16 protein-coding genes are annotated in these 18,148 nt (G+C 72.1%); 12 read left to right on the forward strand and 4 right to left on the reverse strand.

Going from position 1 to position 18,148, the window contains the following annotated elements:
* The 10 genes from ACH45N_RS04335 (at position 1) to ACH45N_RS04380 (ending at position 11,779) form a co-directional block, all read left to right on the forward strand.
* Positions 1-4,476: an FtsK/SpoIIIE domain-containing protein gene (locus tag ACH45N_RS04335; protein ID WP_397391496.1), complete on the forward strand. Its 4,476-nt coding sequence runs from the start codon at positions 1-3 to the stop codon at positions 4,474-4,476.
* 115 nt (positions 4,477-4,591) lie between these two features.
* Complete coding sequence (locus ACH45N_RS04340) at positions 4,592-4,876, forward strand: hypothetical protein (RefSeq protein ID WP_377229380.1); 285 nt, start codon at positions 4,592-4,594, stop codon at positions 4,874-4,876.
* A gap of 152 nt (positions 4,877-5,028) precedes the next feature.
* Positions 5,029-6,252 carry a WXG100 family type VII secretion target gene (locus tag ACH45N_RS04345; protein WP_397391498.1) on the forward strand — a complete coding sequence of 408 codons (1,224 nt, stop codon included), beginning with the start codon at positions 5,029-5,031 and terminating at the stop codon, positions 6,250-6,252.
* 35 nt (positions 6,253-6,287) lie between these two features.
* Positions 6,288-6,764 carry an LpqN/LpqT family lipoprotein gene (locus tag ACH45N_RS04350; protein ID WP_397391500.1) on the forward strand — a complete coding sequence of 159 codons (477 nt, stop codon included), beginning with the start codon at positions 6,288-6,290 and terminating at the stop codon, positions 6,762-6,764.
* A complete protein-coding gene (locus ACH45N_RS04355) occupies positions 6,761-7,537 on the forward strand; it encodes a hypothetical protein (protein WP_397391502.1) in 777 nt (258 codons plus the stop codon). The genes ACH45N_RS04350 and ACH45N_RS04355 overlap by 4 nt, the downstream gene beginning before the upstream one ends.
* A gap of 88 nt (positions 7,538-7,625) precedes the next feature.
* Entirely contained in the window at positions 7,626-8,243 is a 618-nt protein-coding gene (locus ACH45N_RS04360) for a hypothetical protein (RefSeq protein ID WP_397391504.1), read from the forward strand.
* Between the two features lie 69 nt (positions 8,244-8,312).
* The gene (locus tag ACH45N_RS04365; RefSeq protein ID WP_397391507.1) at positions 8,313-8,552 is read left to right on the forward strand and encodes a hypothetical protein; all 240 of its coding nucleotides are present in this window, start codon (positions 8,313-8,315) and stop codon (positions 8,550-8,552) included.
* A gap of 132 nt (positions 8,553-8,684) precedes the next feature.
* Positions 8,685-10,082: an FAD-dependent oxidoreductase gene (locus tag ACH45N_RS04370; protein WP_397391509.1), complete on the forward strand. Its 1,398-nt coding sequence runs from the start codon at positions 8,685-8,687 to the stop codon at positions 10,080-10,082.
* A gap of 132 nt (positions 10,083-10,214) precedes the next feature.
* Positions 10,215-11,138, forward strand: coding sequence for a zinc metalloprotease HtpX (htpX, locus tag ACH45N_RS04375; RefSeq protein ID WP_397391511.1), 924 nt, complete (start codon positions 10,215-10,217; stop codon positions 11,136-11,138).
* A 146-nt stretch (positions 11,139-11,284) separates the two neighbouring features.
* Complete coding sequence (locus tag ACH45N_RS04380) at positions 11,285-11,779, forward strand: YajQ family cyclic di-GMP-binding protein (RefSeq protein ID WP_397391513.1); 495 nt, start codon at positions 11,285-11,287, stop codon at positions 11,777-11,779.
* Positions 11,780-12,042: 263 nt separating this feature from the next.
* Here the strand turns inward: ACH45N_RS04380 and ACH45N_RS04385 are convergent, their stop codons facing one another.
* Both ACH45N_RS04385 and ACH45N_RS04390 read right to left on the reverse strand, forming a co-directional pair.
* Positions 12,043-12,939, reverse strand: coding sequence for a MerR family transcriptional regulator (locus ACH45N_RS04385; protein ID WP_397391515.1), 897 nt, complete (start codon positions 12,937-12,939; stop codon positions 12,043-12,045).
* Between the two features lie 178 nt (positions 12,940-13,117).
* The gene (locus ACH45N_RS04390; protein ID WP_397391517.1) at positions 13,118-14,650 is read right to left on the reverse strand and encodes an MFS transporter; all 1,533 of its coding nucleotides are present in this window, start codon (positions 14,648-14,650) and stop codon (positions 13,118-13,120) included.
* Positions 14,651-14,748: 98 nt separating this feature from the next.
* Between ACH45N_RS04390 and ACH45N_RS04395 the strand changes: the two genes are divergently transcribed.
* Both ACH45N_RS04395 and ACH45N_RS04400 read left to right on the forward strand, forming a co-directional pair.
* Positions 14,749-15,372, forward strand: coding sequence for a TetR/AcrR family transcriptional regulator (locus ACH45N_RS04395; RefSeq protein ID WP_397391519.1), 624 nt, complete (start codon positions 14,749-14,751; stop codon positions 15,370-15,372).
* Positions 15,369-16,244: an HAD family hydrolase gene (locus tag ACH45N_RS04400; RefSeq protein ID WP_397391521.1), complete on the forward strand. Its 876-nt coding sequence runs from the start codon at positions 15,369-15,371 to the stop codon at positions 16,242-16,244. Before ACH45N_RS04395 ends, ACH45N_RS04400 begins: the two co-directional genes overlap by 4 nt.
* Here ACH45N_RS04400 and ACH45N_RS04405 read toward each other — a convergent pair.
* Together ACH45N_RS04405 and ACH45N_RS04410 are read right to left on the reverse strand one after the other, a co-directional pair.
* On the reverse strand, positions 16,241-17,110 hold the full coding sequence (locus tag ACH45N_RS04405; protein ID WP_397391523.1) for a carbohydrate kinase family protein: 870 nt from the start codon (positions 17,108-17,110) through the stop codon (positions 16,241-16,243). The genes ACH45N_RS04400 and ACH45N_RS04405 overlap by 4 nt on opposite strands.
* A 49-nt stretch (positions 17,111-17,159) precedes the next feature.
* Positions 17,160-18,122 (reverse strand): sigma-70 family RNA polymerase sigma factor, encoded by a 963-nt coding sequence (locus tag ACH45N_RS04410; RefSeq protein ID WP_397391525.1) that lies wholly within the window; start codon positions 18,120-18,122, stop codon positions 17,160-17,162.
* Positions 18,123-18,148 lie beyond the last annotated feature (26 nt).

Here is an 18,148-nt window from a genome sequence, read left to right on the forward strand (position 1 = left end):
GTGCGCATCAAGCTGACCCTCAACCGACCCGACGATTCCGGCGTGAACGTCGCGGTCACCGCCGACGCCACCGCGACGGTTCGCGACGTGGCCGAGGCCCTCTTCTCGGGCGACCCCACCCGCAACGGCGCCCCCGCACCCGAGAACCTCACGCTCCAGGTGGTGGGCGACGGCTCGACGAGCTTCACCAGCGGCCGGGTGCTGACCCCCACCAACGACCTGGTCCAGGCGGGCCTGCGCTCCGGGTCCGTGGTGTCGATCGTGCGCGTCTCCGAGCAGTTCGTGAACGCCGGGCAGGACCGCGGCACCGCCGTCGCGCAGCTCCGCGTCCTGGACGGGCCCGACGCCGGGCGCGAGTTCCCGCTGCCGGTCGGCACCACCTACATCGGGCGCGACCGGGGCATGGACGTCCGGCTCTCGGACGGGCAGGTCTCCAAGCGGCACGCCCGCGTGGTCGTGGGCGAGTCCATCGAGGTGCACGACCTCGCCTCCGCCAACGGCCTGGTCATGGGCGGCAAGCGGACGACGCGGGCCGTGCTGACGTCGTCGGACACGGTGACCCTCGGCGAGACCACGCTGTCCGTCGTGGCCCTGCACCGCTCGACCAGCCTGGTCCCGACCAGTCCGGTCGTGGAGTTCAACCGGTCCCCCCGCGTGGTCACCCGGTTCGGCGAGATCAAGATCAAGGCGCCCAAGCCGCCGAAGCCGGTGCAGCCGCAGCGCCTGCCCTGGCTGATGATGCTCGCGCCGATGGCGATGGGCGCGGCGATGTACTCCGTCACGCGCAACCCGCTGTCGCTCATGTTCATGTTCATGAGCCCCGTGATGATGGTCGGGATGTACTTCGACCGGAAGATGTACGGCAAGAAGCAGTTCAAGGAGGCGTCGGAGAACTTCGAGCGTGCCGTGGCCGCCACCTCGGAGCGGATCGAGGCCACCCATGCGATCGAACGGGCGGTCCGGCTCGCCGAGACGCCGTCGCTCGCCGAGTCGCTCGACGCCGTCCGCCGTCTCGGCGGGCTGATGTGGACCCACCGTCCGGAGCACCGCAGCTTCCTGTCGGTGCGGTTCGGGCTCGGGTCGGCACCCTCGCGCACCGAGTTCGACGAACCGCGCGAGAACGACGCGGTGCCCGAGCACTGGCAGCAGGTGCTGAACCTGCAGCAGCAGTGCATCACCATCCACGACGTACCCATGGGCGCCGGCCTCCGGTACGGCGGCAACATCGGGATCGCGGGGCCGAGCGGCATCGTCGAGCCGGTGGGACGGTCCGTCCTGCTGCAGATCGCCGCGCTCCACTCGCCGGCCGACGTCGTCGTGACGGCCCTCACCTCCTCCCGGTCCCGCGCGGACTGGGAGTGGCTCGAGTGGCTGCCCCACACCGGCTCGCCGCACAGCCCGCTCGGGGCCTCCGACCACCTGGCCGACGACTCCGGCTCCGGCATCTCCCTGCTGACCCGGCTCGAGGAGCTGGTCGAGGGGCGCGGCGTCAGCCTCGACGGCCACGCGCCGCTCGTCGGTGAGATGGACGCGGAGAAGAACCGTAAGGAGGCCCCGCCCAAGCCGCTGCTGCCGTCGGTCGTCGTCCTCGTGGAGGACGACGCCCCCGTCGAGCGCGCGCGGCTCGTGCGGCTCGCCGAGCACGGCGCGGAGGCGGGCGTCTACGTGGTGTGGATCGCGCCCACGGTCGAGCAGCTCCCGGCCGCCTGCCGCACGTTCGTGCTGCTGAACTCGGACTCCGAGAACAGCGGCGCCATGACCGGCGAGGTGCACTACGGGCAGCTGGCCTACCCCGTGCGCTGCGAGGTCGCCGACCTCGCCACGGCGCGCGAGGTGGCCCGCATCCTGTCCCCGGTGGTCGACGTCGGCGCACCCACCGACGACGAGTCCGACCTGCCGCGTGCGGTGTCCTACCTGGCGCTGGCCGGCACGGAGATGGGCAAGGACTCGAACACCGTGATCGAGCGGTGGCGCGAGAACCTCTCCCTCACGCCGCGCGACGGCTCGCCGCCCGTGCGGCGCAAGACGCCCACGAACCTGCGGGCGCTCATCGGGCACGACGGCGTGGAGCCGTTCCACCTGGACCTGCGCACGCAGGGCCCGCACGCCCTCGTGGGCGGTACCACCGGTGCGGGAAAGTCGGAGTTCCTGCAGTCCTGGGTGCTCGGCATGGCCGCCGCGCACAGCCCGGACCGCGTGACCTTCCTCTTCGTGGACTACAAGGGTGGCGCGGCGTTCGCCGACTGCGTGCACCTGCCCCACACCGTCGGCCTGGTGACGGACCTGTCGCCGCACCTCGTGCGGCGCGCGCTGTCCTCCCTCCGCGCCGAGCTGCACTACCGCGAGCACCTGCTGAACCGGAAGAAGGCCAAGGACCTCGCGTCCCTGGAGCGCACAGGTGACCCCGAGGCGCCGCCGAGCCTGATCATCGTGGTCGACGAGTTCGCGGCCCTGGTCGGAGAGGTCCCGGAGTTCGTGGACGGCGTCATCGACGTCGCCCAGCGTGGCCGGTCGCTCGGTCTGCACCTGATCCTCGCGACGCAGCGCCCCGCCGGTGTCATCAAGGACAGCCTGCGGGCGAACACGAACCTGCGCATCGCCCTGCGCATGGCCGACGAGCACGACTCCAAGGACGTGCTCGGCGACGACATGGCCGCGCACTTCTCGCCGTCGATCCCCGGCCGTGGCGCCGCGAAGACCGGTCCCGGCCGGCTCACCACGTTCCAGACCGGCTACGCCGGCGGCTGGACCAAGGACGAACCGGAACGGTCGTCGCTCGACGTCGAGGAGATGGACTTCGGCACGGGCCGGCGCTGGGAGCTACCGGCCCCCGAGGTGATCGAGAACGTCGACCCCGGTCCCAACGACATCGCCCGGATGGTCGCGACCATCCGGCGCGCGGCGTCCGAGGCCGGCGTGCCCACGCCCCGCAAGCCGTGGCTGGAGGAGCTGGCCGCCACCTACGACCTGGCGCTGCTCCCCAACCGCCGCACGGACTCGCAGCTCGTGCTCGGCGTGCTCGACAACCCGCCGCAGCAGGCGCAGCCGACCGTCCACTACGAGCCGGACACCGACGGCAACCTCGCGATCTACGGCACCGGTGGCACGGGCAAGAGCACCACGCTGCGCACCATCGCGGTGTCGGCGGGCCTCACCCACCGCGGTGGCCCGGTGCAGGTCTACGGCATCGACTGCGGCTCCGGCGGTCTGTCGATGCTGGAGAACCTGCCGCACGTGGGCGCGGTGATCGCCGGGGACGACGAGGAGCGCGTGACCCGGCTGATGCGCCGGCTCCGGGACACGCTGGACCAGCGCTCCGACCGGTTCGCCGCCGTGCGGGCGACGACCATCGACGAGTACCGCCGGCTGGCGAACAAGCCCGACGAGCCCCGCATCATCGTGCTCGTCGACGGTATCGGCGCGTTCCGCGAGGCCTACGAGAACATCACGGCCCGCGGGTTCTCGATCTTCGGTACCTTCACGCAGCTCGCCACCGACGGACGGCCCGTCGGGATCCACCTGGTCATGACCGGTGACCGCGCGGTCTCCGTGCCGCCCTCCCTCGCCTCCACGGTGCAGAAGCGCATCGTGCACCGGATGGCCAAGGAGGACGACTACATCATGCTGAACGTCCCGAAGGACGTGCTGACCCCGGCGTCCGCGCCGGGCCGGGCGATCATGTACGGCCAGGAGGCCCAGATCGCCGTGCTCGGCGGGGACTCCAACGCGGCGGTGCAGTCGCGCGAGCTGGCCCGGCTGGAGCAGACGATGCGCACGGTGGGCGGCGTGCCGCAGGCACCCGGCATCGAGCGGCTGCCCGACACGTTCACGCTGGACCAGCTGCCGCAGCGCACCGGGGAGCTGGCCACCATCGGTCTGCGCGACCTCGACATCACGCCGGTGGGCCTGCCGCTGCGCGGCCCGCTCATGGTGGCGGGCCCGCCCGGCTCGGGGCGTACGACGGCATTCGTGACGCTCGCGACCGCGCTCCGCAGGACGGGGGCCGGACGGCTGGTGTACCTGTCGTCGCGGCGGTCCAGCCTGTCGGCGCTGGACCTCTGGGACATGCAGGCGTCCTCCCCGGAGGACGTCGTGGAGGCGCTCAAGGAGCTCACCACCCTCCTCGAGAGCGATCGGACGCCCGCGGGTACTCTCACCGTGATGGTCGAGAACTACACCGAGCTCACGGGCACGCCGGCGGAGAAGCCGATGGAGGCGTTCGTCAAGCTCGCGTCCCGCAAGGATCAGCTCGTCGTCGGTGAGTCGGAGTCGTCCACCTGGAGCAAGGCGTTCACGCTGGCCGGACCGTTCAAGTCCGGCCGCAACGGCCTGCTCCTGACCCCCGGGGACTCGGACGGCGACGTGCTGATGAGCACGCCGCTGGGCCGGATCCGGCGCAAGGACTTCCCGCCCGGCCGTGGCTTCCTCGTCACCGCCGGCAGGGCAACCAAGATCCACGTCGCCCTCCCGGGCTGACGTGCAGGGGATGGGGAGTCCTCCCCATTCCGTCCTGTCACGGGCGATGGAATAGTTCGTGACGTCGCAGAATCGGAGGCTGTCCTCGGGACAGCCACAGACAAAGGAGCATGGCATGGTCGCAGAGGGTGGCAACGTTTTCGGTCTTGATGTCGAGGCAGTCAAGAGCCTCGCCAACACGCTCCGGACGCAGGCCGAGGGTGTCCGTCAGGTCGTCCAGACCATCACGAGCCAGATGGCCCAGACCCAGTGGAACGGCCCGGACGCCGTCCAGTTCCAGGAGGAGTGGGACGGTACCCACGCCACCAAGCTGAACGAGATCGCCGCCGCGATCGAGGCCTACGGCACCACCGCCGACAACAACGCCTCGATGCAGCAGGACACCTCGAGCTCGTACTGATCGACCTCGAGTCGTCCGGTCGGGCCCCCGCACTCGCGGGGCCCGGCACAAGAGGTGCGGGACCGTCGTCGGTCCCGCACCTCTTGACTCAGTGACGAGCCAGATCCGGGCCAGGCCCAGCGCCGTCATCGGCGAGACGTGAGGAGAACCATGTGAGCGGCGAAATGTACGGCGCCGATATCGAGTCGCTGCGTCTGCTTGCCGACAAGATCGACGAGGGCAGCGAGACGCTCGAGGCCGTCGTCACGACGGTGACGGCCGTGATCCCGGAGTCGGAGAACGGCTGGCACGGCCCGGACGCAGAGGGTTTCCGCGACGAGTGGAACAGCAACCACCTCGCGAAGCTCAAGGAGACGGCCACCGCGCTGACCGAGGTCGCGACCAAGGTGCGCGCGAACGCGGACGCCCAGGCGGCGACGTCGGACGACTACGCGGGCGGTGGCGCCGGAGCGGGTATCGGTCTCGGCGCGGGCGTAGGCGCCGGAGCAGATGCCGGCGGCGGTGGCGGTGGCAGCGAGGAAGGTGGCGGCGGGGACGAGGGCGGCGGCCCGGACATCTCCATCTCGGGGCCCAAGGGCCCGGAGGGTGAGCGCACCCCCGGCACCGAGTACACCTACGAGAAGCACCAGACCCGTGACGAGAACGGGAACATGGTCGACACCGGGGTCGACGCCGAGGGCAACCCGATCGACGCGGCCAACGGCAAGGGCGACCCCCAGGTGGGCGTCACGCTCGCCGAGGGCAAGACCGAAGGGTTCATCGGCGCCGAGGCCGGCGTCGAGGGCGAGTTCGGCGACGAGGACGGCGCCCACGGGTCCGGCGAGGCCGAGGCGCACGCCGGGGTCGGGGGCGAGGCGAGCGGTTCGGTCGGCCTGAACGAGAACGGGCTCGCGGCCGAGGGCTCGGCGGGTGTCTCCGCGGGCGCCGGCGCGAGTGCGAGCGGCAAGGTCGGCTACGGCGACCACCTCGGCGCCGAGGGCGGCGCCGAGGCCTTCGTCGGTGGACGCGCCGAGGTCAACGGCGGTGTCACGGTGGGCCCGGAGGGCCTCGGTGCCAGCGTCGGTGGCGAGGCGTTCGCCGGCGGCGAGGCGTCGGCCAACGGATCCGTCACCGTGGCCGGCGTGACGGCCGGCGCGGAGGGCGAGGTCTACGCCGGGATCGGGGTCAAGGGCAGCGCGGACGTCGACGTCGGCTGGGACAACGTCGGTGTCGACCTGGAGCTCGGAGCAGCTCTGGGTGTCGGCGCCGGGTTCTCGGTCTCCCTCGACTTCTCGCCCGCCGACACGGTGGACGCCATCGCCGACGTCGGTGGCGACATCATCGACGGCGCGGGCGACGTGATCGGTGACGTCGGTGACGCGCTGAAATTCTGGTGACCCGGAACCACGGCTGCAACTGATTGGATAGGACTATGAGTACAGTCACCTACCCGAGCGAGACCTTCCCCGGTTTTCCCGAGGTCGTCATGGACTGCCCGGAGGGCTGGGTCCCGCGTTCTGTGCCGGAGGCGCAGATCGCGATCATCCAGGAACGTCCCGAGGGGGAGTTCCGGCCGAACGTGCTGGTCGTCATCCAGCGCATGCGGCCGGAGCAGTCCTTCGAGGAGGTCGTGCGGCGGGCGCTCGCCAAGTTCGAGGCGACGCCCGGCTACCGGGAGGTCGGTCGGATCGAGACCACGATCTCCGGGCGGCCCGCGGTCCGCGTCGAGGGGGCCTGGACGAGCGAGAAGACCGGCACGATGGCTCAGGCGCTCCGCATGGCCGTCGTGGAGCACGACGGCGTGCGCGACTTCGTGGAGATCACCGGCACCTGCGCGGGAGTGCAGGCCAAGGAGGTCTGGTCCACGGTCAGGGCGATCCAGGACAGCGTAGAGCTGGCCGAGGGATGAGCGGCGAGCAGGGTCCCTCGCGGGACCAGCAGGTGGCCGTGATCAGCCGGCGCGTCGTCTTCGTCGTCGGCATCGCGCTGGTCGCGGGCGCCGTCGTCGCCTTCCTCGCGGACCAGGTGGCCCTCGGCATCGTGCTCCTCGTGATCACCTTCCTCGCGGTGATGGCGCGCGGTCTCATGACGGTGCTGCGCGGCAACCGCGCGCTCGCCGAGCGGGAGCGCGCCCAGGTGCCCGACGCCGCCGTCCGCCAGCCGGGCGCGGCGGCACCCGTGGAGGACGTGGTCGCCCAGCTCCTCGCGATGAACAGCGACGGCCTGCCCTACCAGATCGAGGCCACGCGGAACGCCGACGGCGTCCGGGTCGACGTGAAGTGGAAGAACGAGGAGATGCGCTGGCAGACCCTCTTCGTCCGGGGGTCGCAGGCCTACGCGTGGCGCATGGAGGTCGACCTCGACCCGGCCACCGCCCACTACAAGTTCGTCGAGCACTCCGGGACGGCGGCGGTCCGCGCGGCCGCCGGTCCGCTGGGCGCCACGGCGTACGGGAACTGGACGTGGAAGAAGGGCAAGACCTCCGGCGGCACGTCCGCCACCTTCGTCGAGGGCGCCGACGGCCAGGTCACGGTGACCGGCCCGGACGGCCCTCGCACCTCGTGGGAGGGCGCCGTCATGATCAAGCCGGCCGACGCGAAGGTGCCGGTGTTCACCGTCCTGCGGAACAACGGCTGGCGACCGCCTCGTGACTGGTCCGGAGCGCGGATGTTCGAGAAGTAGAGCCGGCCCGAGCGGGCCGGCTTCACGTCGTATCGCACCCCGGTGGCGCCCACCGATGCGGTGCCACCCCTATGGAAGTGAGTGATTCATGCGTACCCGTCGTTCCATCCTGGCCGCAGTGACGGCCCTGCTCCTCGCACCGGCGCTGGCGGCCTGCTCGTTCTCGGCCGGCGAGCTCGAGCCGATCGGCGGGGAGTCCGGGGCAGCGGAGTCGCCCGCTGAGTCGCCTGCCGCACCGGAGGCCGGCGCGGAGCTGCAGACGATCACCGCGGAGCACCTCACTGCGCAGGTCCCGGCCGACTGGGAGTCGATCGGCGACGCCGACGGCTGGTCCTACGTCCACCAGCTCACCAACAGCGAGGGCGGGGTGGCCGGCCGCATCGGGTTCATCCCCGGTGGTGCGGAGATGACCGCACCGGAGGCCATCGACTGGTTCATCGGCCAGATCAAGGGCAAGGGCTCGACGAACGAGAACTACGCGCCGGTCACCACGCTGCGCACGGGTGACGACCGGGCCAACACCTCCTACACCTACGACTCCGCGGGCCAGGAGTACACGGCCGTCGTCTGGGCCATCACCGACGCCAACGGGATCCCGTCCCTGATCCAGCTCTCCGGTGCTCCGGACGTGCTGACCACGGACCTCGTCGCGCAGGTCGACGAGAGCCTGGACGTCACGGGCAACTGGGAAGGCACGACCAACTGATCGATCCCGTCCGGGGGTGGTGCGCGTGCCGAGCCCGGCGCGCGTGCCACCCCCGGTACCGTGTGCGGTATGAGCGCCGAACGCACGGTCATCCGGTGGAGCCTGTGGATCGGCGTCGGGCTCGTCGTCGTCGCCGTGATCGCCCGGGCCATGGACCTGATCCCCGTCACCGTGATCGTGGGGCTCCTTGGTCTGCTCGCGCTCGGCTTCGCGGGGTACGGGGCGCTGGACGAGGCGGCCGGCCGGGCCGGCCTCCGGCGTCGTGCGGCCAAGGTCCAGCGGGAACGGGACCGCGAACAGGGTCGCTGAGCCCGGAACGCGAGGATTCTCACAGGAACCCCACGTCCACCCCCTGAGCCGGGGGTGAGGTGCGCCTTACCCGGTCGGTAGAATCGGTAGCGGCCTTCGCTTCCCTTGTCCTCGACCGGAAGGCGCCCCTTCGTGAGCACCACCCGACCCTTGCGCGTCGCCGTCGTCGGCGCCGGCCCCGCCGGCATCTACGCGAGCGACATCCTGTCCAAGACCGACCTCGACGTCAGCATCGACCTGTTCGAGCGCCTCCCGGCGCCGTTCGGCCTGGTGCGGTACGGCGTGGCCCCGGACCACCCGCGCATCAAGCAGATCATCGTCGCGCTCCACAAGGTGCTGAGCCGTGGGGACATCCGCCTGCTGGCCAACGTCGACTACGGCGTGGACCTGAAGCTCGAGGACCTGCGCCAGTTCTACGACGCGGTGATCTTCTCCACCGGGTCCATCAAGGACGCCGAGCTGAACATCCCGGGCATCGACCTCGACGGCTCCTACGGCGCCGCCGACTTCGTGTCCTGGTACGACGGGCACCCCGACGTGCCGCGCACCTGGCCGCTGGAGGCGGAGCAGGTGGCCGTGATCGGCGCGGGCAACGTCGCGCTCGACGTGGCCCGCATCCTCGCCAAGCACGCGGACGACCTGCTGCCCACCGAGATCCCGGCGAACGTGCACGAGATCCTGAAGAAGTCCCCGGTCACCGACGTGCACGTGTTCGCGCGCCGCGGCCCGGCACAGGTCAAGTTCTCGCCGCTGGAGCTGCGCGAGCTGGGCCACGTGCCGGACGTCGACATCGTCGTGTACCCGGAGGACTTCGACTTCGACGAGGGCTCCGAGGCGGCGATCAACTCGTCCAACCAGACCAAGCAGGTCGTCAAGACCCTGGTGGACTGGACGCTCAAGGACCCGGCGCAGAACACGGCGTCGCGCCGGCTGCACCTGCACTTCCTGCACGCCCCGGCCGAGGTCCTCGGCGAGGACGGCAAGGTCGTCGGGCTCCGCACCGAGCGCACCGCGCTGCAGGGCGACGGCACCGTCAAGGGCACCGGCGAGTTCGTCGACTGGCCGGTCCAGGCCGTCTACCGGGCCGTGGGCTACTTCGGCTCCTCCCTGCCGGAGATCCCGTACGACGACGTCAAGGGCGTCATCACCAACCGGGAGGGCCGCGTCGTCGACATCGACGGCAACCAGGTGCCCGGCGTGTACGCGACCGGCTGGATCAAGCGCGGCCCGGTGGGCCTCATCGGCCACACCAAGTCGGACGCGTCGGAGACCATCCGCCACCTCGTCGAGGACGTCACGGGCGTGGCCGACGGCGAGGCGCCCGGCGACCTGACCGGCGGCCGTACCGCGCCGCAGGGCACCCCGGAGGCCGTCACCGAGTTCCTCACGGGCAAGGGCGTCCACTTCATCGAGTGGTCCGGCTGGGAGCTCCTGGACGCGCACGAGCGGGCGCTCGGCGAGGCCGCGGGCCGGGAGCGGATCAAGGTCGTCCCGCGCGACGAGATGGTGAGCATCAGCCGCAAGTCGTAGGCCGCTCCCCGTTGCCATCCAGCGAACGTGCCCGGAAGACTCAGGTCTTCCGGGCACGATCGTTCCTGAGGGCGGCAGGCCCGGGGAACCCCGGAACGGCCTGGCGCGTTCGGGTGGGAGGAAAGGAGTGCGATGCACAGGCACTACAACGGGCTGAAGACCGCCGCGCTGTTCGGTGGCATGTGGGCCGTGATCCTCGGGCTCTGGGCGATCTTCGGCAGGAGCTCGAGCACGCTGTGGATCTTCGTGCTGATCGGCCTGGCGACCACCGCCTACGGGTACTGGAACTCCGACAAGCTGGCGATCCGCGCGATGCACGCGTACCCGGTCACGGAGCTGCAGGCCCCGGAGATGCACCGCATCGTGCGCGAGCTCTCCACGGCGGCACGCCAGCCGATGCCCCGGCTCTACATCTCGCCCACCAAGGCACCCAACGCGTTCGCCACCGGCCGCAACCCGAAGAACGCAGCGGTGTGCTGCACGGAGGGCATCCTGCAGCTCCTGAACGAGCGTGAGCTGCGCGGCGTGCTGGGCCATGAGCTGATGCACGTCTACAACCGCGACATCCTCACCTCGTCGGTGGCCTCCGCGCTCGCGGGCGTGATCACCGCCCTGGCGCAGTTCCTGCTGTTCTTCGGCGGCGGCGACCGCCGCGAGGGCGGCAACCCGCTGGCGGCGCTCGCCATGGCGCTCCTCGCCCCGATCGCGGCGATGCTCATCCAGATGGCGATCTCGCGCACCCGCGAGTACGACGCCGACGAGGACGGCGCCCGGCTCACGGGCGACCCGCTGGCCCTGGCCTCCGCACTCCGGAAGCTGGAGCAGGGCACGCAGCGTGCGCCGCTGCCGCAGGACCGCGACCTCACCAACGTCTCGCACCTGATGATCGCCAACCCGTTCCGCGGCGCCGGCATCGGGCGCCTGTTCGCCACGCACCCGCCGATGCCGGACCGCATCCGCCGGCTCGAGGCGATGGCGGGCGGCCCCGCCGGTGGCTACAACCCCGGCGGCCCGACGTCAGGCCCGGACTGGGGCACCCCGCCCGGGATGCTCTGAGACCACCCGCACGCCCGCCGTCCGCCGGGCCGCCGACCTCACCCGCGCAAAGCGTTCGTCGGGGTCGGCGGGGGCGGATACGGTGAGCAGATTCCGACCGGGCGTGCAGGGGCGCCCGGGTTGTTACGCAGAAGGAGCACCACACCATGGCCGACTCGTCGTTCGACATCGTCAGCAAGGTCGACCGCCAGGAGGTCGACAACGCGCTGAACCAGGCCGCGAAGGAGATCTCGCAGCGGTACGACTTCAAGAACGTCGGCGCATCGATCACCTGGAGCGGCGAGAGCATCCTCATCGTCGCCAACTCGTCGGAGCGGGTGCTCGCGGCCCTCGACGTCTTCGAGACCAAGCTCGTCAAGCGCGGCATCTCGCTCAAGTCGCTCGACCTCGGTGACCGCGAGCCCAAGCCGTCCGGCAAGGAGTACCGCCTGGGGGCGACCCTCAAGGAGGGCCTGGCCGGGGAGTCCGCCAAGAAGGTCACCAAGATCATCCGCGAGGAGGGCCCCAAGGGCGTCAAGACGCAGATCACCGGTGACGAGGTCCGCGTGACCAGCAAGTCGCGCGACCAGCTCCAGGAGGTGCAGAGCCTGCTGAAGGGCTCGGACCTGGACTTCGCGCTGCAGTTCACGAACTACCGCTGAGTACCGACGGGCGGGCGGTCGCCGGGACTCCGGTGGCCGCCCGTCTGCTCTGTCACGAGAGCACTGCGCCTTCGATGACGGGCTCTGCGGAGCATCGCGGCGTCGGCAGTTTGCGCAGCAAAGTCGGCACTCTGCGTCGAGGTCGGTCCAGGCCTGTGCCGACCTCGACGCAAAGTGCCGACTAGCTGAGCAAACTGCCGACTCCGCGGATAGGCTGCGGTGCGGGCGGGCAATGGTCCGCACGAGCCACGCGCGAAGCCATCTCAGTCGCGGGCCCCGAGCTCCACGGCCAGCTCCATGCACCGCAGCCGGGCCGGGGAGAAGTCGTAGGGCATCTTCCCGGCGGCTTCGAGAACGCTCATGGACGTCTGCCCACTGTCCGGGATCTCGCCGGCGTCCCAGGCATCGAGGAGCGCGTCGTCGCCCTCGTTCAGGCCGGCCTCCGCCATGGCGGCCTCCAGCTCCCGTTCGAAGGCGTGCCGGTCGGCGGCCACCTGGGCCACCCGGGAGTCGTCGACGGCGACCGTGTCGTCGAGCGCCTCCTCGGCGGCGTCGACCCGGTCGGACTCCGCCCGCAGGTCCGGACGGGCGGCCAGCGTGATGAAGCGGGTGGCCTGGATCGCCGCGCCGAGCGGGCCGAAGATCCGCTCGGTGACCAGCAGGGTGTCCAGGTCGGCCTGGCGCAGCGAGCCCTCCGGCAGGTTCGCCAGGCGGTCCGTGACGACGTCGGAGAGCAGGCCCGCCCGGCTGCCCTGGGTGCGCATGCGCCGCACGGCGGCCCGCTGCCGGCGCAGCTCTGCCTCCTGGGCGACGAGCGTCTCGTCCAGGCGTTCCAGGACGGCCGCGATCCCGTCGTCGTCGGAACCGACGGGCGCCGACCCGGCGGACGCCGACCCGGCGGACGCTGCGCCGGCGGGCGCGGGGTCGGCGAAGGCGGCACGGATGTCGTCCAGCGCGATCCCGGCGTCCGCCATCCTGCGGATCCACAGCAGCCGGACCATGTCGTCGTAGCCGTACCGGCGGCGGTCGTCACCGCCCCGCTCGGGCTCGGGGAGCAGGCCGATCTCGTGGTAGTGGCGGATCGCCCGCGGCGTCGTGCCGGCGAAGGCCGCCGCGTCACCGATCTGGACCTGGCGGGGCGGCACGAAGGACGGATGCATGGATGAAGCCTTCCTCGACGGAACGGGACGTGATCCCACCGCACCACATCCCGCTACGAGAGGTGCAACCACCGCCCGCCCGACTGACTCGGCATGCCCACCCTGCCGAGTCAGTCGGCCGGTCGGACCACCCCGCTGACTCGGCGGGGCGGGCATGCCGAGTCAGTCGGGCGGGCGGTCAGCCGGCGTGCACCGGCTCCGCGACGCGGTCGGCGTCCCCGGTGCCCGAGGCGGCGGACGTCCCGCTCTCCGCGGGCGTGGTGTGCGCCAGCGAGAGCCCCTGGCCGCGCCGCCGGAACAGCAGGGCCGACAGCACCGCGCCGACGGCGAAGAACCCGGCGCCCCACCAGTACGCGGTCGAGTAGCTCTCGATCGCGGCCTGGGCGCCGACCGCCGCCGTCACGGGCGTGTGGGCCGCGAGGTAGTCGGCCGCCGCGGTGGCGGCCAGGGTGTTGAGCAGCGCGGTGCCGATGGAGCCGCCGACCTGCTGGCTGGTGTTCACCATGGCCGACGCCACGCCGGCGAACTCCCGGTCCACGCCGAGCGTGGCGGTCTGCATCGACGCGGGCATGATCGTGCCCATCGCGAAGCCGATGACCATCAGGCCCGGCAGGACGTTCGTGGCGTACGTGCTGGACGCGTCCAGGAACGTGAGGTCGATCATGCCGATCGCGCCCAGCGTCATGCCGATCGGCACCAGGAGCTTGGGCCCGAACCGGGGCACGAGCAGGTTGGTGCCCAGCTGCGCGGCGAGCACCAGCATGCCGATCATCGGCAGGAACGCCAGGCCGGTGCGGATCGGCGTGTACCCGAGCGTGAGCTGCAGGTAGTAGGTGACGAACAGGAAGATGCCGAACATCCCCGCGCCGGCGATCAGCACCGAGAGGTACGCCGCGCCGCGGTTGCGGTCGAGCACGATCGACAGCGGCAGGAGCGGGTGCGCGGCGCGCGTCTGCCAGCCCACGAACGCGATCAGCAGCACGCCCGCGGCGGTCAGCAGGCCCCACGTCAGGGGCGCGTCCCAGCCGCCGGTCTCGGCGTTGGAGAAGCCGTAGACCAGGCCGAACAGTGCGCCCGAGACGAGCAGCGTGCCGGGGACGTCCAGCCGCGGCCGCGGGCCGCTGCGGGCGACGCGCGGGATGAACACGAAGGCGCCGACCAGCGCGATCGCGGCGATGAGGACGTTGACGTAGAGGTTCCAGCGCCAGTCGAGCGACTCGGTCAGCACGCCGCCGAGCAGCAGGCCGACGGCGCCCCCGGCCCCGGCGATGGCGCCGAAGACGCCGAACGCCCGGGCACGTTCCCGCGGGACGGTGAAGGTGGTGGTGAGCACGGCGAGCGCCGTGGGGGCGAGCAGCGCGCCGAACGCGCCCTGCAGCGCGCGGGCGGCCACGAGCAGCTCGAAGGAGCCGGCCGCGCCGCCCAGGGCCGAGGCGAGGGCGAACCCGATGAGCCCGATCACGAAGGTGCGCTTGCGGCCGATGAGGTCGGAGAGGCGGCCGCCGAGCAGCAGGAGGCTCGCGAACGTGAGGGAGTACGCGGTGATGACCCACTGGCGCTGACCGTCGGAGAAGCCGAGGTCGGCCTGGGCCGAGGGAAGGGCGATGTTCACGACGGTCGCGTCGAGCACGACCATCAGCTGGGCGAGCCCGACCACGACGAGCGTGATCCAGCGACGACTGTCCGTCGCGGGGGCTGAAGTCTGGGACATGCTTCGCAGCATATACGGAACTGAGGAGTTCCGGATACAGTTGGTTCAGTATTAACCCGCGGGTAAGGTCGGACAGTGCAGAGAGGAGGACGACGGCGATGACGCAGGTCGACCAGTCCGAGGCGAAGCCCCGTCTCGGACGCAAGAGGGACCACACCCGCGACCCCGAGATCCTGGACGCCGCGCTCGACGTGCTGTCCGAGTCCGGGTACGACGGCATGACAATCGACATGGTGGCCGCCCGCGCCAAGGCCGGGAAGGCGACCGTCTACCGGCGGTGGTCGTCCAAGGCCGAGCTCGTGCTCGACGCCGTCGCGTGCATGAAGCAGGGCGAGATCGACCTCGACGACCTGCCCGACACGGGCACGCTGCGGGGTGACCTCGTGGCGATGATCCGGACCCCGAGCATCCGGGACGGCGAGCGCAAGCTCAAGGTCATGGCCGGGATCGTGTCCATGATCGCCCGCAGCCCCGAGCTCGCCGCCGCCGCGCAGGAGGCCCTCGTGGAGCCGCGCGCCCGGGCCAACCGCGTCTTCTTCCGCCGCGCCATCGAGCGCGGCGAGATCCCGGCCGACGTCGACGTCGAGAAGCTCTGCATCATCGGCCCGGCGCTGGTCGCCTACAGCGTGCTCATGCTGGGCCGGCCGGTCGACCGCGACTTCCTCGTCGAGAACATCGACCAGGTCATCCTCCCCGCCGCCGGCGTCCGGGCCGAGCGATGACCGGGCTGCCCCGGGTCGTCGCGACCGACCTCGACGGCACCCTCCTGCGGAGCGACGGCAAGGTCTCCGACCGCACCCGCCAGGTCCTCGCCGACCTCGACGCCGCTGGCGTCGAGGTGGTCTTCGTCACCGCTCGCCCGCCGCGCTGGCTCGACCACCTCGCCGACACCGTGGGCGGCCACGGTCGCGTCATCTGCATCGGCGGGGCGTGCGTGCTGGACCTCGCCTCGGGCGAGACGCTCGAGACCTGCGGTTTCGACGACGACGCCGTGCGCACGGTGGTGACGGGCATCCGCGCCGCTCTGCCCCACGCCGCGCTCGCCTTCGAGCGGCCCGACGGCGTCACGTTCGACCCGGCCTACCCGAGGCGGGAGCCCACGCTGGACCCCGGCCTGTGGTCGGTGCCGGTCGAGGAAACGCTCGGCGCTCGCGCCCCCGTGTCCAAGATCCTCGCACTCGACCCCGCGCGCATACCGCCGCCGGGCATCCTGCTGGACCCGCCGGAGGACATCCGGCTCGCGCAGGAGGAGTTCTTCACGGCCGTCCGTGCGGCCGTGGGGGAGCACGCGCACCTGGCGTACTCGGGCGCCGTCGGCCTGGCCGAGCTCATGCCGCCCGGTGTGGACAAGGCCGCCGCGCTGGCCCGCTGGTGCACGCGCCTCGGCGTCGACGCCGCCGACGTCTGGGCCTTCGGCGACATGCCCAACGACCTGCCGATGCTCACCTGGGCGGGCCGCGGCATCGCGGTGGCCAACGCGCACGCCGAGGTGCTGGCCTGCGCGGACGCCGTCGTCGGGCACCACGACGCCGACGGCGTCGCCGACGAGCTGGCGACGCTGCTCACCCGCGCCGCGGGCGAGCAGCGGGTCTAGGCCTTCCCGGCCGGCTCCGGGTCCAGCAGGGGGCTCAGGTGGCGCGTGCCCAGCGCGCGCGTCGCCTGGTGCGCGCCCGCCCGGAGGCACTCCGCCGTCCCCGCCCCGGCGAGGTGCGCCGCGAAGAAGCCGGCGAAGAACGCGTCGCCGGCGCCGTTGGTGTCCAGCACCTCGGTGGGCTCCGCCGGCGTCTCGAACCAGCCGTCCGCCGTGCGCGCGACGGCCCCGCGGGCACCGAGCGTGCACACCACGGTGCTCGCGCCCCGCTCCAGCAGTGCCGTCATGAGGGCGCGGTGGTCGTCCGTGCCGTCGTCGTTGAGGAAGACGAACGAGCACGCGTCGGCGAACGGCCGGTGGAACTCGGCCACGCCGTCGTAGTCGTGCAGGTCGGTCCAGAGCGTGGCCCCGCTAGCCACGGCGGCCGGCAGCAGTCCCTGCCCGACCGTGCTCAGGTCCAGCACCACGTGCTCCGCCGCCGACACGCGCGCGACCGCCGCGGGGTCGGGCGCGGCCGACGGGGCAGGGACGGCGAGGTAGATCGAGAGGCGCTCGCCGGCGTCGGTCATGAGGTTCAGGTGCTGCTCGGACGGTCCGGGCACGCGCCGCGCGAGCACCTCGGCGCCGCGGGCGTGCTCCAGCGCGGCCAGCACCAGGTCGCCCTCCGGATCCGTCCCGACGTCGGTGACGAGCGTGCTCGGCACGCCGAGGTCGGCCAGGTGCAGGGTCTTGCCGGCGCTCGTCCCGCCCAGCGTGCGGACCGACCCGCGGGCGAACAGGGTGTGCGGCCGCGGGTCGGGCAGGTGGTCGAGCCGGACCATCGTGTTCCAGGTCGCGGGCCCGGCCACCACGGTGCGAGGAGAACTCATGCGCACACCCTGCCACCCGCGACCCACGGCCGGTCACCTCCCGCCTGGCTCAGCCGAGCAGCAGCACGTGCGCCTCGGCGACCGTGGTCGGGTCGCCCATCATGTCGACCGCCGCGATCCGACCGTCGTGCACGACCACCGCGAACAGACCGCGCGGCGTGCCACCCGGCGCGTACGCGAACCCGACGGAGCCGTCGATGAGCGCGGGCACCGCCCCGCTCGCCCGGCCACGGAACGCTCCGGCCACAGCCGCCGCCCCGCGCACCTCACGGGCCAGCAGAGGAGCGCCCCGGTCCGCACCCTCGGCCGCCGCCGCCACGGCGGCCTGGTCGGCGCGCAGCACCACGTCCGGCGCGAGCACGGCCATCAGGCCCGCCAGGTCGCCCGTCCGGGAGGCCAGGAGGAAGGCCTCGACGACCTGCCGATCCGTCCGGTCCGTGCCGTCTGCGGCGCCGGAGTGCGACCCGACGTCGTCCCCGGCATCGTCCCCGGCGGCGGCCCGCGCCCCGGGACCGGACTGGACCCGACGGCGGCCGCGGCTCGCGAGCTGGCGGGCCGCCGCGACGGACCGGCCCAGCACGGGTGCGATCTGCTCGTACGGCACCGCGAACAGGTCGTGCAGCACGAACGCCAGGCGCTCGGCCGGGTCGAGGCTCTCCAGCACCACCTGCATCGCCACGCCGACGACGTCCGCCAGCTCGGCCTCCCGCACCGGGTCCGGGGAGGCGTCGTCCAGGATCTCCGCCGCCGTGTCGTCGGGCCGGCCGCTCGGCAGCGGGTCCTCGCGGCGCGTCGAGCGCGAGCGGAGCATGTCGAGGCAGATCCGGCCGGTGACCGTGGTCAGCCAGGCGGCCAGGTTGTCGATCCCCTCGTCGCCCGTCCGGTTCAGGCGCAGCCAGGCCTCCTGCAGCGCGTCGTCGGCGTCGTCGGGGTTGCCGAGCATCCGGTAGGCCACCGCCCGCAGGCGGGGCCGGTGCTGCTCGAAGGCGAGGGCGAGTTCGTCGGGGGTCATCTGTCACATCCTCGGTCTCGGGGGCG

Source organism: Promicromonospora sp. NPDC019610, assembly GCF_044389365.1.
Taxonomy (GTDB): domain Bacteria; phylum Actinomycetota; class Actinomycetes; order Actinomycetales; family Cellulomonadaceae; genus Promicromonospora.

What these genes read in the sequence shown, in the direction of transcription:
- ACH45N_RS04340 (WP_377229380.1), top strand. Translation starts at nt 4,592, where the DNA reads ATGGTCGCAGAGGGTGGCAACGTTTTCGGTCTTGATGTCGAGGCAGTC.
- ACH45N_RS04355 (WP_397391502.1), top strand. Translation starts at nt 6,761, where the DNA reads ATGAGCGGCGAGCAGGGTCCCTCGCGGGACCAGCAGGTGGCCGTGATC.
- ACH45N_RS04400 (WP_397391521.1), top strand. Translation starts at nt 15,369, where the DNA reads ATGACCGGGCTGCCCCGGGTCGTCGCGACCGACCTCGACGGCACCCTC.
- ACH45N_RS04405 (WP_397391523.1), bottom strand. Translation starts at nt 17,110, where the DNA reads ATGAGTTCTCCTCGCACCGTGGTGGCCGGGCCCGCGACCTGGAACACG.
- ACH45N_RS04410 (WP_397391525.1), bottom strand. Translation starts at nt 18,122, where the DNA reads ATGACCCCCGACGAACTCGCCCTCGCCTTCGAGCAGCACCGGCCCCGC.
- ACH45N_RS04385 (WP_397391515.1), bottom strand. Translation starts at nt 12,939, where the DNA reads ATGCATCCGTCCTTCGTGCCGCCCCGCCAGGTCCAGATCGGTGACGCG.
- ACH45N_RS04350 (WP_397391500.1), top strand. Translation starts at nt 6,288, where the DNA reads ATGAGTACAGTCACCTACCCGAGCGAGACCTTCCCCGGTTTTCCCGAG.
- ACH45N_RS04360 (WP_397391504.1), top strand. Translation starts at nt 7,626, where the DNA reads ATGCGTACCCGTCGTTCCATCCTGGCCGCAGTGACGGCCCTGCTCCTC.
- ACH45N_RS04365 (WP_397391507.1), top strand. Translation starts at nt 8,313, where the DNA reads ATGAGCGCCGAACGCACGGTCATCCGGTGGAGCCTGTGGATCGGCGTC.
- htpX (WP_397391511.1), top strand. Translation starts at nt 10,215, where the DNA reads ATGCACAGGCACTACAACGGGCTGAAGACCGCCGCGCTGTTCGGTGGC.
- ACH45N_RS04380 (WP_397391513.1), top strand. Translation starts at nt 11,285, where the DNA reads ATGGCCGACTCGTCGTTCGACATCGTCAGCAAGGTCGACCGCCAGGAG.
- ACH45N_RS04390 (WP_397391517.1), bottom strand. Translation starts at nt 14,650, where the DNA reads ATGTCCCAGACTTCAGCCCCCGCGACGGACAGTCGTCGCTGGATCACG.
- ACH45N_RS04395 (WP_397391519.1), top strand. Translation starts at nt 14,749, where the DNA reads ATGACGCAGGTCGACCAGTCCGAGGCGAAGCCCCGTCTCGGACGCAAG.